Annotated in this window: 14 protein-coding genes and 1 pseudogene; 9 read left to right on the top strand and 6 right to left on the bottom strand. The window is 67.7% G+C overall.

Translation table 11 applies throughout. The annotated features are described in order from the left end of the window. Nucleotides 1–115 precede the first annotated feature (115 nt). Entirely contained in the window at nucleotides 116–844 is a 729-nt protein-coding gene (locus FHS22_RS00820) for a GntR family transcriptional regulator (protein WP_184937392.1), read from the bottom strand. Nucleotides 845–1,209: 365 nt separating this feature from the next. Beyond that, entirely contained in the window at nucleotides 1,210–1,458 is a 249-nt protein-coding gene (locus tag FHS22_RS00825; RefSeq protein ID WP_184937394.1) for a hypothetical protein, read from the bottom strand. A gap of 351 nt (nucleotides 1,459–1,809) precedes the next feature. Between FHS22_RS00825 and FHS22_RS00830 the strand changes: the two genes are divergently transcribed. From FHS22_RS00830 to FHS22_RS00840, 3 genes are all read left to right on the top strand, one after another. Then, nucleotides 1,810–2,688 carry a DUF5919 domain-containing protein gene (locus FHS22_RS00830; protein WP_221473074.1) on the top strand — a complete coding sequence of 293 codons (879 nt, stop codon included), beginning with the start codon at nucleotides 1,810–1,812 and terminating at the stop codon, nucleotides 2,686–2,688. Further along, nucleotides 2,685–3,482, top strand: coding sequence for an inositol monophosphatase family protein (locus FHS22_RS00835; RefSeq protein ID WP_184937396.1), 798 nt, complete (start codon nucleotides 2,685–2,687; stop codon nucleotides 3,480–3,482). The genes FHS22_RS00830 and FHS22_RS00835 overlap by 4 nt, the downstream gene beginning before the upstream one ends. A gap of 69 nt (nucleotides 3,483–3,551) precedes the next feature. Next, nucleotides 3,552–3,998, top strand: a complete 447-nt coding sequence (locus FHS22_RS00840) for a hypothetical protein (protein ID WP_184937398.1) — start codon at nucleotides 3,552–3,554, stop codon at nucleotides 3,996–3,998. A gap of 484 nt (nucleotides 3,999–4,482) precedes the next feature. On the opposite strand, the gene FHS22_RS00845 is transcribed toward FHS22_RS00840, so the two are convergent. Continuing rightward, nucleotides 4,483–4,878 carry a hypothetical protein gene (locus tag FHS22_RS00845; protein WP_184937400.1) on the bottom strand — a complete coding sequence of 132 codons (396 nt, stop codon included), beginning with the start codon at nucleotides 4,876–4,878 and terminating at the stop codon, nucleotides 4,483–4,485. Between the two features lie 316 nt (nucleotides 4,879–5,194). On the opposite strand from FHS22_RS00845, the gene FHS22_RS00850 reads away from it, so the two are divergent. Continuing rightward, the gene (locus FHS22_RS00850; RefSeq protein WP_184937402.1) at nucleotides 5,195–5,791 is read left to right on the top strand and encodes a hypothetical protein; all 597 of its coding nucleotides are present in this window, start codon (nucleotides 5,195–5,197) and stop codon (nucleotides 5,789–5,791) included. Between the two features lie 266 nt (nucleotides 5,792–6,057). On the opposite strand, the gene FHS22_RS00855 is transcribed toward FHS22_RS00850, so the two are convergent. Continuing rightward, nucleotides 6,058–6,381, bottom strand: coding sequence for a tyrosine-type recombinase/integrase (locus tag FHS22_RS00855; RefSeq protein ID WP_338047543.1), 324 nt, complete (start codon nucleotides 6,379–6,381; stop codon nucleotides 6,058–6,060). On the opposite strand from FHS22_RS00855, the pseudogene FHS22_RS00860 reads away from it, so the two are divergent. Then, nucleotides 6,266–7,472: pseudogene (locus tag FHS22_RS00860) on the top strand (ISL3 family transposase). The gene FHS22_RS00855 and the pseudogene FHS22_RS00860 sit on opposite strands and share 116 nt — an antisense overlap. A gap of 279 nt (nucleotides 7,473–7,751) precedes the next feature. Next, nucleotides 7,752–8,201, top strand: a complete 450-nt coding sequence (locus FHS22_RS00865) for a hypothetical protein (RefSeq protein WP_184937406.1) — start codon at nucleotides 7,752–7,754, stop codon at nucleotides 8,199–8,201. A 1-nt stretch (nucleotide 8,202) separates the two neighbouring features. Here the strand turns inward: FHS22_RS00865 and FHS22_RS00870 are convergent, their stop codons facing one another. Further along, nucleotides 8,203–8,841, bottom strand: coding sequence for an integrase (locus tag FHS22_RS00870; RefSeq protein WP_260407557.1), 639 nt, complete (start codon nucleotides 8,839–8,841; stop codon nucleotides 8,203–8,205). A gap of 139 nt (nucleotides 8,842–8,980) precedes the next feature. On the opposite strand from FHS22_RS00870, the gene FHS22_RS00875 reads away from it, so the two are divergent. The 3 genes from FHS22_RS00875 (at nucleotide 8,981) to FHS22_RS00885 (ending at nucleotide 11,626) form a co-directional block, all read left to right on the top strand. Beyond that, complete coding sequence (locus FHS22_RS00875; protein WP_184937408.1) at nucleotides 8,981–9,697, top strand: DUF6882 domain-containing protein; 717 nt, start codon at nucleotides 8,981–8,983, stop codon at nucleotides 9,695–9,697. Between the two features lie 206 nt (nucleotides 9,698–9,903). Continuing rightward, nucleotides 9,904–10,671 (top strand): putative dsRNA-binding protein, encoded by a 768-nt coding sequence (locus tag FHS22_RS00880; protein WP_184937410.1) that lies wholly within the window; start codon nucleotides 9,904–9,906, stop codon nucleotides 10,669–10,671. A 43-nt stretch (nucleotides 10,672–10,714) separates the two neighbouring features. After that, nucleotides 10,715–11,626 carry a DnaB-like helicase C-terminal domain-containing protein gene (locus tag FHS22_RS00885; protein WP_184937412.1) on the top strand — a complete coding sequence of 304 codons (912 nt, stop codon included), beginning with the start codon at nucleotides 10,715–10,717 and terminating at the stop codon, nucleotides 11,624–11,626. Between the two features lie 100 nt (nucleotides 11,627–11,726). On the opposite strand, the gene FHS22_RS00890 is transcribed toward FHS22_RS00885, so the two are convergent. Continuing rightward, on the bottom strand, nucleotides 11,727–12,128 hold the full coding sequence (locus FHS22_RS00890; protein ID WP_184937414.1) for a DUF4304 domain-containing protein: 402 nt from the start codon (nucleotides 12,126–12,128) through the stop codon (nucleotides 11,727–11,729). Nucleotides 12,129–12,234 lie beyond the last annotated feature (106 nt).

Below are 12,234 nucleotides of genomic sequence, written 5' to 3' on the forward strand. Positions count from 1 at the left end.
TCTTCTTCTCTCTCGCTTTCTCGACAACTCGTATTGTTGAGTTGCTATGACGATAACCGGCGATCCGGCAACTTGACAAGTCGAGTTTGCGAGACGCTATGTGACGTGAGTCACATCACAATGCGTAGGCGTCTTCCAACTCGTGAAGATCGCCAGGCATGACCAGATCGACGACCACGACGGGGCGGGCCGAGGAGTCGAAGACGTTGGCCATGACACTGATGACGGGAGCGGATTTGCCCAGGCCCAGCAGCTTGGCCTCATCGGTCTCCGGGTGCCGTGCCCCCAGGCGTTCGACGACGTTGGCGAGCCGCAGCCCTTTCACCGTCTGCACGTGATGGCGGACACCTACGGTCAACGGCTCGTTCCGGCCGAGATCGGTACCTTCCGCCACGTCCAGCGGCGACCAGAGGGTGACCAGGTCGCTGGGGCGCTCGCCGTCGCTGAACAGCACGCGGCGCATCATTACCGCGGACGCGGCGGGAATGCCCAGCAGGTCGGCGATGACAGCGGGGGCCGCCCTCTCGCCGGCCTCGATCACTGTGCCTCTCTCGTCGGTTTCCACGCGGTCCAGCACGGCCCGGCTCGGCCGTGAGCCCTCCTCCGGCACCGGTGGAGCGGCCTTGACGTAGGAGCCCTTACCGTGCTCCCGCTCGATGACCCCCCGGAGTTGCAAGACCTGCAAGGCGCGTACCACGGTGGGCCGGGAGACGTTGAACTCGCGCACAAGCTGGGTCTCCGACGGCAGCAACGCGCCGGGAGGGTATGTGCCGTCGTCGATCTTCCGCTTGATCGCCTGGACTATCTGGGCATACTTCGGCGGTGTGAACTCTTCAGGCGACATGACGACCTCATAACAACTCGACTTGTCGTTAAGACTAGCCGTCTTCCGTTATGATGTCTCCCCTTTGCGATCCGCTGGACAGCATCACCGCGCTTCCCCCGTCAGCAGCGCATCCCACAACTTCCGGGCTTTCCGCGCCGACATCCGGTAACTCTCCTCCACCTCCGCGGCCGGTGTCTTCTGCGTGGTGCGCCGGATGAAGCAGACCCCGCCTGACTGGATCAACTCGAAGAACCTCGCCCGGCAGGCACACGTCCAGGCGAGAACGAGCTCACGGCCCGTCGACTGAGGGGAAGTCCACTCGATCCTGCGGCAGTCGCCCTGCGCATGCGGGATATGGGGACTGATGCGACAACACCGATCACTCACGCCGACCGGTCCTCCGGGTGCGGTGAGTACGGCCGGCGTTGCCGAAGCTCCTCCCGACGGCGAACGACCCGGCGGGCAGCGGTCGCCACGTCGTCGGCTGGGGCGAACGCGTAGAGGCGTCGTCCGTTCCCCGCCCTGCTCCTGCCGCACGCCCAGCGGAACCAGTAGCCGTTCGTCCAGACGAGGAGTTCCGCCCAGACCGACACCAGCGCCATGCCGTACCCGATGTGCACATCGGCGTCCACGCCATGCCGTGCCAGCTCATCCCAGAGGAGCTCCGCCGCCCCGGATGCCGACGACGCCGTCTCAGGCCGCATCGCAGGCCGCCTCTCCGGCCCGGCCGGTGCCACGGCAGTGCAGGCACCTGCTCTTCACCCGATCCCCGGGAGCGTTGTCAGCCGGCCCGTCGGCGACGACATCACGTCGGGGAGTCACGTACTTCCATCCCCGACCTGCGCAATGTCTGCACTTTTCAGCCATGACGTGAGAATCAGGCCGAGAGGTGTCACGTCTCGACCGCGCGAGCGGACCATCTACACCCGTGCTGTTCCTCTTTGTTTCTTCCCTGTGCCGTCCTGGCGTTTACTCTGGAATCAATGGCCGGACAAGCGCAGACACAGACCGTGGTTGATCAGCCGATTCTCCTGAAAGTGCTGCTTCGCCAGCATCACTGGCAGACATACGGCACTTTCTGTAGGGAATACGACAAAGCTGCCAAGCAGGTTGATCCCTGCCTGATGGGAAAGTGGCCCAGCCGTACCCAACTGCACCGCTGGTTGTCCGGCGACCTGAAGGGCCTGCCGTACTCCGACCACTGCCGGGTGCTGGAGGCGATGTTCCCCGGCAAGACCGCAGAGGAACTGTTCGCGCCGGTCACCGCCGAAGTGCCGGCACCCAGACAGGCGCCGTCATCGCCTGCTCCGGACATCGGAGGGCAGTTCGCGGACGTGACCGCCGTCTTCAGCAGCCGGTCGGCATTCGCAGCCGCCTACCCGCCCTCAGCCCTGTTCGACAACGCCAAGGAGATCAGCGCCGCCGGCCTGTCCCTCAACCTGCTCTGCCAGAGCTATCCCGACCACCAGCTCAAACGCCTCCTCGAAGGAGGCACCCACATCCGGTGCCTGTTCCTCGATCCGCACGGTACGGCCATCAAAGAGCGCGAAGCCGAGGAACGCTACACCGACTCAACGCTCAGCACGCTGACCGCTCTCAACATCAGCATCCTGACTCGGCTGAAGGGCCGCCTGGACCCGCAGGCGGCCAAGCGCCTGGAGATCGCCGTCTACGACGAAACGATCAGGTTCAATATCCTGATCATGGACCGCGCGACATGCGTGGTCCAGCCCTACCTTCCGCAGGCCCGAGGCGTCGACTCCCCGACCTTCGTGATCACTGACAACACCGCAGCCGAAGGCCTGTTCCCCGTCTTCGACCAGATCTTCACCTCACTTTGGGAGCGGAGCCGACCCGTATGACCACCGACGCCAAGAGCCTGCTGCCCATCGCCCAGCGAGCCGTGGCCATCGCTCACGAGATCGTGCGCACACGGGTTCCCAAGACGATCTCCTTCAAAGGCCACCGCGACATGGTCACCGAGGTAGATGTGGCCGTCGAGCACGCCGTACGGGACTTCCTCTCCCAGGAGACCCCCGACATCGGATTCCTCGGCGAAGAGGAAGGACCCGTCATCCGCGACGGCAGCGGCCTGCTGTGGGCACTGGACCCCATCGACGGCACCGCCAACTTCATGCACGGCATCCCGCTGTCAGGCATCTCCCTGGGCCTGATCCAAGACGACCGCTCCATCCTCGGCGTGATCGACTTGCCGTTCCTGGACATGCTGTACGCCGCCTCCGAAGGCAACGGAGCCACCTGCAACGGGGACGCCATCACCACCAGCAAGGCCGACGAACTCGACGCGGCCATCGTCTCCGTCGGTGACTACGCCGTCGGCGCCGACGCCGACCACAAGAACCGCGTCCGCATCCCGCTGAACCACCAGCTCGCCAGCCGCGTCCAGCGGGTGCGCATGTACGGCTCAGCCGCCATCGACCTGGCGTGGGTTGCCGAAGGCAAGACCGACGCCTGCATCATGCTGTCCAACAACCCCTGGGACACCGCCGCCGGCGTCGTCATCGCCCGCGAAGCCGGAGCCCTCGTCACCGACGCCACCGGCCGCCCCCACACCATGCGATCCCACGCCACCATCGCAGCCGCCCCGGCCGTCCTCGCCCAGGTCATCGGCGTCCTCGCCGAAGCAGGCGCATAGCACTGCCGAATTGTTCAACGCCGCTGCGTTTGGTGGAGAGGAGGGACGGCACGATCTGGCATCCGCTCGATGCCGAAGAAGTTTGAACGCCGTCCAACCACCCCTGCCCTGAAAGGCCCGCCGATGGATACTCCTGGACTGACCCGCTTCGATGAGCTCGTCCAGGCCGCAGCCGAGCTGCGCCCCTTGGAACTGGCCGAACTGCATGAGATCGGCGCGGTATTGAGCGAGGTGATCCAAGCCGCTGCTGCCCTGGCCGTCCGCATGGAAACCGAGACGGCAACTCTGTCGAAGCGGTACGTCTTGCGAGACACCACTGGTGACCTCGATCCGGAAGCGAGGTTGACCGAGGTCCAGGAGCGGATGAGGCGGATGGTCGATTTCCTGCAGAAAGCCAATCGGCACGCTCGCCGCTCTCATGTCGCGATCGGCCGCATCGTGCAAGCCGACCTCAACACCGCCACGCACTGCCCCGAAGCATCAAGGGGGCGAGCCGACCAACAGGGCACCTCTTGATCAGTGATTTTGGTCGCGCGTTGGTCCCTCGGTGACCCGTCGTCTTGCTCAAGCTCATGAGGCGGGACTTCTCGCTAAACGCAGCCGCGTTGCCGAATTGTTCTTGTATGGATCAAGCGGCGGCGCGGCGCGCCGCCGTACCCCCGGCCCTCCGCCCGCCCGCCGTCCGGGCGTGCGGCCTGGGGGCCGGTCCCGGACGGCGGCGGGACACCGGGCCGGGCACCGCACGCCGCCCCGCCGTACTGACCGAACGCTCCGACCGGAGTTGCCGCGCCGCCGCACTGATATAGCCCTACGATCGCCACTGCATGGCTAGCCATCGTAAATGGCTGGGGGCGATCGACGATCCGTGCTTCGTTCCTCAGCACGGCTCAGCGAATGGGAAGGTACGGCCCTTTCCGCGCTCAGCAGTTGCAGCCAGGACATAGCTGTCGGCAGCTCGCCGCGCCGGTCATGGGCTCTTCCCTAAGGAGGTGTGATCGCCTTATTTGAAAATGAGATCAATCGTGGCAATGACGGCCGAGATCATGCCGCAGAAGGCAGCTGTGGTGGCCACCCGCTTCTCTGGCGCCACCCATAGTCCTTGGTTAAGTTCGCGCCACTTCGGCGGCACTACAGCGAACTTCAGCTTCTGCCACTTGTGATGCTGAAGTGAGCACCCCATCAGGATGCCGTTAGCGTTTTTTCGGCAGAATTTTTCCTCACGTGTGAGGGCGCCGCACCACACAGGCACGCGAAAGAGGAAGAACACCGTGGTCAACCCAGACAGAGCCAGCAAGCCCGCAGGGCCGACTGATTGGGTCAGCCAGCCTGTGATCACAACTACAAAGAGGAGGTAGCCCCAGTACTTCCCGAGGGATCCCGATTTCCTTTTAGCCACGTCAGGACACTACTCAAAGCATCCAAATATCAACAGAGAGCTAGTGTTCACTCCACGGCTATGCGCATGTCACGTTGGCTGGGCTCGCGTACCTCTGCCGCCCTGTGCTAGAGGCGTCGAATGGTGTTCCCGCGGGGTTGGTCGCGGAGCCTTCCCCCAGGAGCGTCATCAAGATCCGGACTATGCGCGGAACGCCCGCCCTGGGCGGGGCCGAGACGATCCCCAAAGCACCAGGTCGAAGGGCTGTAAAAGTCAACAAGAGCCCTCCACTTCTAACCCGAAGGTTCTGGACTCGGGTGCCTGTCATGATCAGGACGTGGATTCCCAGGACTCTCCGCTTCACAAGGCGGTCCGGCTCTGTCTCGTCGGCACCCGCACCGAGGAGGCCACCGCCAGGGCTGCCGAGGTCATGGAACGCCTGAAAGACGACGACTGGGAGGCGGCCCTCGTCCTTCTCGAAGATCTTGGCGACGATTGTCCGCAGTCGCCGGAGTTCTGGGGTCTGCTGGCCGATGCTGCGCGCCTGCTATGGCTTCAGCAGGAGGTCGGCTGGTACGAGTGGCGGCGCAGCGAGGCCCGGAACGGCGCTCTCCGGGCTGAACTCTGCCTCTTGCCTGCCGGGGAGGGAGGCCGCAAGGTGCCGGTACTTCCCGGTGAAGTGCTCCGACCCATGTGGGATATCGGACAGCGCACACCTGAGGGCGAGCTTTCGGTCAGTATCGCCTTCCTCTGGCTGGAGGGTCGTACTCCGCTGGAACCGGGCGGGTGCGCGCCGGTGAGGCTCCTTCCCCTGGCTTCCGAGCACTGGCGGCATCTCAAGCCGGGTGATGTGATCATCATGCACGAGATGCGACCGCCCGTCGGAATGGCCCGCGTCATCGAGGTCATGCCGCCCGTGGCGGCTGCTCCTTAGTTGCAGTTCTAGTTGCAATCCAGCGCTGTCCCATGCCGTTCCAGACGGACCGGCCACGTCCGTTGGTCCAGGTTGAACCGATCGGGACGGGCCGGATCCGAGCTGCTAATGCGGTTTGGTGGCAACACCATCCGGGGTTCAAATCCCCGAGCCTCCGCAGGTGAAAGACCCTCTCCCGAATCCGGGAGGGGGCCTTTTGCGATATCCGGAGGGCTCCGGGTTGCAGTTCGGGTTGCAGTTGCCGCCCGTTCGCTGCCCACCGCTCGTCACCCGTCGCCCCAGAGAGCCGACGCCATGCGCTCGCTCGCGTGCTGCATCTGGGCGCCGGCCACGTGGGTGTACCGCTCGGTGGTCGTCACCCGCGTGTGGCCGAGGACCTCCTGAACCACGCGGATGTTCACACCCTGCTCGATGAGGAGCGCCGCGGCGGTGTGCCGGGCGTTGTGGACTCGTCCGTCCCGCACCTCGGCTTGCTTGAGGATCGTTTTCCACACCCTCCAACCCTCGGTCCGCTCGATCGGGCTGCCGTGCCGGATCGTGAGCACGAGGTCGTGGTCCTCTCCGCGATCCCCGACCCCGAGGCGCTCCACGGCTTGTGCCTTCCGGTGCTCCTTGAGGAGCGCGAGCAATTCGGGCGGACACTGGAGAGTGAGCTTGCTCCGGCCCTTACGCGGCCAGATGGCCAGGGGTTCCACCTCGGCCGAGCCGAGGGCGAAGCTGTCCCGTCGCGAGTTGCGGTGGGCACTGGAGGCGATCGTGGTGCAGCACCTGACCGTGGCCCGGATCGCCGAGGTGGTGGCGGTCGCGTGGAGCACCGCGAACGACGCCGTGTTGGCCGAGGGCAAGCGGGTGCTGATCAACGACCCGGCCCGGTTCGACGGCGTGAAGGTCATTGGGATCGATGAGCACGTCTGGCGGTATGCCCGCAAGGGCGACAAGTACGTGACCGTCATCATCGAGCTGACCGCGATGTGTGACGGCACAGGCCCTTCTCGGTTGTTGGACATGATCGGCGGCCGGTCCAAGCAGGCGTTCAAGACCCGGCTGGCCGACCGCGACCCGGCGTTCCGGGACGCGGTCGAGGCGGTCGTGGACGGCTTCACCGGCTTCAAGACCATCATCGAGGAACTGCCAGACGCGGTCGCGGGCATGGCCCGTTCCACGTCGTCCGCCTCGCTTGCGACGCACTGAACCGCTGTCGACGCCGGATCGAGCTCGCCACCCGCTCTACAAGTCCCGACACACGCTGCACATCGGCGCCGACCTGCTCACCGACAAACAGAAGACCCGCCTCGAGGAGCTGTTCTTCGCCAACGAGGACCACCTGTAGGTCGAAGTCACCTGGGGCATCTACCAGCGGATGATCACCGCCTACCGCGAACCCGACCGCAGCGCCGGCCGCAAGCTTATGCAGCAACTGATCACCTCGTTCAGCAGCAGTGTTCCTCGCGCGCTGACCGAGCTGGTCACGCTCGGCCGGACATTGAAGAAGCGGGCCGCCGACGTGCTCGCCTACTTCGACCGACCCGGCACGTCCAACGGCTCGACGAAGGCGATCAACGGACGGCTGGAACACCTACGCGGCTCGGTGCTCGGCTTCCGGAGTCTGACCAACCCCATCGCCGGATCGCTGCTGGAGACCGGCGGGTTCAGACCGCAACTACACCCCCGATCGAGATGAGCCGGTAAACGAACGGCGGCACTCTTTGTTGCGCTAGTGGGATTGGGTGTAGGTCCGTATGTGAAGAAGCCGTGCAAAAGGTGTGAAAGTACGCCTAGAGGCCTGGAAATGCCTTACAGGTACCAGAAGACTGCGCCTGTGCCTCCCGTGATGAAGACAGCCCGCTGGGCCAGATGGCCACTCGTTATGGCGTCGCTCGGGTGGCTCCTTCTGGCCGTGGCGTCGTATCTGGACCTGCCGATATTCCAGAAGATCTGATGGTTCGGCAAGCTCGTGATCATGGTGTTCTGGATATGGGCCGCCCTGTGGTCCTTCACCGCGGTGATGTCTTACCTGTCGCTCAAGACGTACGGCCGTTCCCTCACCGTCCTGTTGGCCTCGGTAACCGTGGGCGCGGTCATCTGGACGACCGACTGGGAGACGGTCTACATCGACAGCCAGTTCTGGTTGCATCGGGACGAGTTCGCCGCCCTCGTCGAGGCGAACGAGAAGGGTCGGCGGCTCACCGCGCCGTGGTGGATGGAGTACCTGTCGATCGACGGTCAGATACGGCAGCAGGGGTCGGTGCTCTACCTGCCGGTGTTCGAGGACTCCTGGCGTGCCGAGACCGGTAGGGGCATCGCTCATCTGCCGGGTTCACCGACCTCGGAGACGATCGTCCAGACCGCCTCGGGGGACATCGGCATCCCCGTGCGCGACCTGGGCGACGGGTGGTGGTGGGTGGAATAGGTCAGATACGGCAGTGGACGGCTGTGGCGTCATCGAACGTCTTGCCTCGTGGCCAGCGTTCGTCGTGCGGGTCGGAGTGCTCGGCTTCGCGGATCTGGCGGATCAGTTCGGCCGGGCCGTCCTGGTCGAGGAGGTCGAGGGCCTGCCGCCAGGTGGTCAGGGTGAAGCGGTCGACGAGGCGGGAGGCGCCGTCGCTGAGCAGTGCGGCGGCGCGTATCTGGTGGGCGGGGCCGGTGCCGGTGAGGGCTTGGTCGGCGGCGAGGGGGTCGGCGGAGGCGACCCAGAAGCCGCCGTCGCGGTTGCGGTGGCCCCGCAGGGTCTCCACATACGCTCGGTGGGCGGCGACGTGTTCGGGGCTGCCGGAGGGCAGGGCGTCCATGGCCGTGCGGTGGGCAGCACCGACGAGGGTTTCCCTGTCATCGCAGATGACCATGGGTTCCACCGTGTCGGCTACGTCCAGGACGAGGACGGAGTCGGCCAGGATCAGCCAGTCCAGGGTGTCGGCGCTGTGGCGCAGCATGACCACGGTGGCCGAGGGCGAGCCCGCGTGGGTCAGGTCGCAGGTGAAGTCGTGCAGGGACGCGACGGTCTTGATGCCTTCGGCGAGGATCTCGATCAGCGGTGTGGAGGTCTGCGTCATGGTTGTGAGCAGGGTGGAGCCGAGGGCGCGGCTGTACCAGGCGACACCGTGGGAGCAGTCCGACTCCGAACCGGCCGGGAGGGCAGGGCGGCTGAGAAGCCGGGGCCGTGGCCGGCCGAAGGACTGTTAGGCTGCCCGCGTGCCGGAAACGATCACCCTGCTGAACCTTCTCGACGACGCGGCGATCCTCTCGCTCGAACACCAGCTCCACCTTCTGGAACTGCTCGGTGACCACAGCTGGAACGTCGACATGCACCAGCAGCGATTCGACTTCATCGGCCCCCGCGCGACCACCTGCGCCGGCTTCCAACTGCTCGGCACCGCCGCCCCCGGTCCGCGGTCGTGGCTGTGGGCGTGGGCGAACCCGTCCGGGTTTCCCGAGCCGCTGGTAGCCGCGTCCGCGGCCCTGCGCGACTTCGGGGAACGGCACGGCATCGCCGAACTCGCCTCCGCGGAGGTCCCGTTCGACGTGCTGCCCGGCTCACCCGCCGAGCCGGCCGCGGCCGTCGGGCTTCTCATGGACGCCGCCAAGGCTGTGACGGGCCACTGGACCTCCTACAACGGCGACGCCGGAGGCGGCACCCGCGCCGCCTTCCTCATCGAGCATCCGGACTTCCGGCTGCCGCCGCCCGATCCGTCCCGCACGGTGCGCGTCATGACACAGGCGCTCACCGACATGTGGGTGACGGACCACCGGCGCGCGCTGCACAGCTACGGCCTGCGGCGGCGGCTCAACCCTGTGTTCAGCCCCGACTTCGCGAAGCTCGCCCTGTCGGGACCGGGTTTCGAGGCGGTCGTGGAGTTCGACCGGTACGACCGCGTCGCCGGCATCGACGCCTCGATGTCGCAGCACTGAGCAGCCGGCCGGGAGGCGAGGCCTGCCCGGGGGAGCGGGGCATCCGGTGGGCGCGGAGCGCGGGCGGATCCGATCGGCCACCGGGGAGATCGGACCGTCTCGTCCCGGAACCTCCCGGAGTTCTCGCGCCTGTCGGTGTGCCGGGGACGAACGACCTTCGCCGTCTCCACGTCCGTGCCGCCGCCCGCCTGGCAGGGTGGAGGGCTGTGAGCATCGACGAGCAGCACCCGCGGGCCGCGCAGGTTCCGGCGTCGCGGCGGCGCGGCGGCCTGGCCACGACCCGCTCGGGCCACCAGGCATCGGAGCGGTCGTTCTTCTGCCGCGTCTGCCAGCGCTGCGAGCGCGGCCTGTGGGTGCCGGCCGGCTGGTACCTGCTGGAGCGTACGCCCGGTGGCAAGGGGCGGCACATCCGGCTCGGCCTGTACTGCAGTGTCGCCTGCCTGGTGCGGGCGGGGGAGATGCTGGAGGAGGGTGCGGCCGTGCACGCCCGGTGGACGGACCTGCCGAGTGAAGAGGAGCGGCGCCGGGAACGCCGGCGGGTCGTCGACGTCGCCCAGACGCTCCTGGCCGGCGGGATGAGCATCCGCCAGGCCGCCGAGCAGCTGGCCGTACCGACGTTCACGCTCAAGACGTGGTTGCGTGAGGCGGGGATCCGCATCGAGCAGGCCGCCGGTGAACGGGAGGCGGCCCGGGGCGCGGTGGCCGCCGCGGCGGCACGGGCCGGGGAGCGGCCGACCGGTGAGCACCACCCGGTGAGCGTCCTCAACGAGTGGGTCCAGCAGGGCCGCATCACCGCGATGGAGTGGGACGTGGTCTCGACGGGCCCGTCGCACGCGCCGGCCTTCACCGCCACGGTGGCCACCCGCCCGGCCGGCGGCGACCGGCTCGCCTCCGCGACCGGCATGGGGGCGAGCAAGGCGGCGGCGCGGGCGGCGGCCGCCGCGGCGCTGCTGGCCGCGCTCGGCGCCGGCTGAGATCTCCGGTACCGCCCGCCGCGCGGATGCCACCATGGACGCCATGCAGACAGACACCGCCCTCCCCACCCGCCCTGTCGGCGAACCCGTTCTGCTCGGCGAGACCCTCCCGGCGCTGATCGACGACCTGAGGGACGCCGGCCCCGGCGGCCACGACCGGCCCGGACCGATCCCCGTCGGCCTGGCCGACCTGGACCTCCTGCTCGGCGGGGGACTGCGGCCGGGCACCCTCACCGTGGTGGCCGCCCGCCCCTCGGCCGGAGCCTCCACCCTGCTCACCGACATGTGCCGCAGCGCCGCGATCGCCTGCGGCGTCCCGGCGCTGCTCGTGAGCTACCAGTCCCCCCGCCGAGACATCGAGCTGCGCATCCTGGCGGCCGAGGCGCGGGTGACGCTGTACACCATGCGCTCGGGCACGGTGCACGACGCCGGCTGGACGTCACTGGCCCAGGCGCGGCCGCGCCTGGCCGGATCGCCGCTGCGGGTCGCCGCTCCCGTGGACTGGCCGACGCCGACGCTGGCCGCGCAGGTCGAACACGCCTGCGCCGAGCACGGCGTTCGTCTGGTCGCCGTCGACGACCTCAACCACATGTGCCCTCTCACCCGCGGAGACTTCCGCGAGCGGGAGGTCACCGAGGCCGCGTACACGCTCAGGGACCTGGCGACGCGCCTGGGCATCGCGGTCGTGGCCGCGGCCCAGCTCGACCGCGGCCCGCAGCCGCGCACCGACCGGCGGCCGAACCTCGGCACCGACCTGCGCGACTCCGACGCCGTGGCGGCCGCGGCGGACACGGTGATCATGCTGCACCGGGAAGACGCCTACGAGCAGGAAAGCCCCCGGGCCGGTGAGGCCGACCTGATCGTGGCCAAGCACCGAGGCGGTCCCACGGGTACGGTCACCGTCGCCTTCCAGGGCCACTACGGCCGTTTCATCGACATGCCCCCTCACCCCTGACGTCCCGCCGTACGGCCCGTGCCGGGTGCCCCGCCAGCCCGTCTCCCGGCCGGGTGCCGCCGACGAGCGCGGTGCGAGCACCGCGTGAGCCGGGCCGGCCTCAGCGGCGGCCGAGCCGCCGCTCCAGGGCGGGGAGGGCGAAGTCCCGGACCCCGGCCAGAACGTCGGACGCGACCGCGGGATCCGGTGCCGGTCCCACGTCCCACCAGTGGTCGCCGCCGTCCGGAAGCAGCTTCCCGATCCGGCTCCACCACGTCCACGGACCGTAGTAGGTCGACGGGGCGGGACGCGGCGGCAGCCGTCCGGCGGACCTGCGCTGCTCCCACAGCTCCTTGGGCACCACGCTGAGATTGACCGTGAAACGGAGCAGCTCCCACGTGCTGCCCGTCGACCTCTGGAATCCCAGCAGCGCCCAGTGGCGGTCGTCGGGGAGCCGGTAGACCTGCCCGGATCCGACGAAGCCGAGCTCCCGGAGGGGCGGCGCGATCTCGTCGCGGAGCATCGATCGGAAGACTTCCTGCGCGGGCGGCACCCGGACATTCAACACCGCACGAGGGAGCGCCTCCAGTTGGGGACCGGATTGTGGTCATGATCACAGTGCGTACTTT

The organism is Thiemannella venezuelensis, from assembly GCF_014203605.1.
GTDB classification, from domain to species: Bacteria; Actinomycetota; Actinomycetes; order Streptosporangiales; family Streptosporangiaceae; genus Planomonospora_A; species Planomonospora_A venezuelensis.

What these genes read in the sequence shown, in the direction of transcription:
- FHS22_RS00820 (WP_184937392.1), bottom strand. Translation starts at nt 844, where the DNA reads ATGTCGCCTGAAGAGTTCACACCGCCGAAGTATGCCCAGATAGTCCAG.
- FHS22_RS00830 (WP_221473074.1), top strand. Translation starts at nt 1,810, where the DNA reads ATGGCCGGACAAGCGCAGACACAGACCGTGGTTGATCAGCCGATTCTC.
- FHS22_RS00835 (WP_184937396.1), top strand. Translation starts at nt 2,685, where the DNA reads ATGACCACCGACGCCAAGAGCCTGCTGCCCATCGCCCAGCGAGCCGTG.
- FHS22_RS00840 (WP_184937398.1), top strand. Translation starts at nt 3,552, where the DNA reads ATGCCGAAGAAGTTTGAACGCCGTCCAACCACCCCTGCCCTGAAAGGC.
- FHS22_RS00865 (WP_184937406.1), top strand. Translation starts at nt 7,752, where the DNA reads ATGGTGTTCTGGATATGGGCCGCCCTGTGGTCCTTCACCGCGGTGATG.
- FHS22_RS00870 (WP_260407557.1), bottom strand. Translation starts at nt 8,841, where the DNA reads ATGACGCAGACCTCCACACCGCTGATCGAGATCCTCGCCGAAGGCATC.
- FHS22_RS00885 (WP_184937412.1), top strand. Translation starts at nt 10,715, where the DNA reads ATGCAGACAGACACCGCCCTCCCCACCCGCCCTGTCGGCGAACCCGTT.
- FHS22_RS00890 (WP_184937414.1), bottom strand. Translation starts at nt 12,128, where the DNA reads ATGCTCCGCGACGAGATCGCGCCGCCCCTCCGGGAGCTCGGCTTCGTC.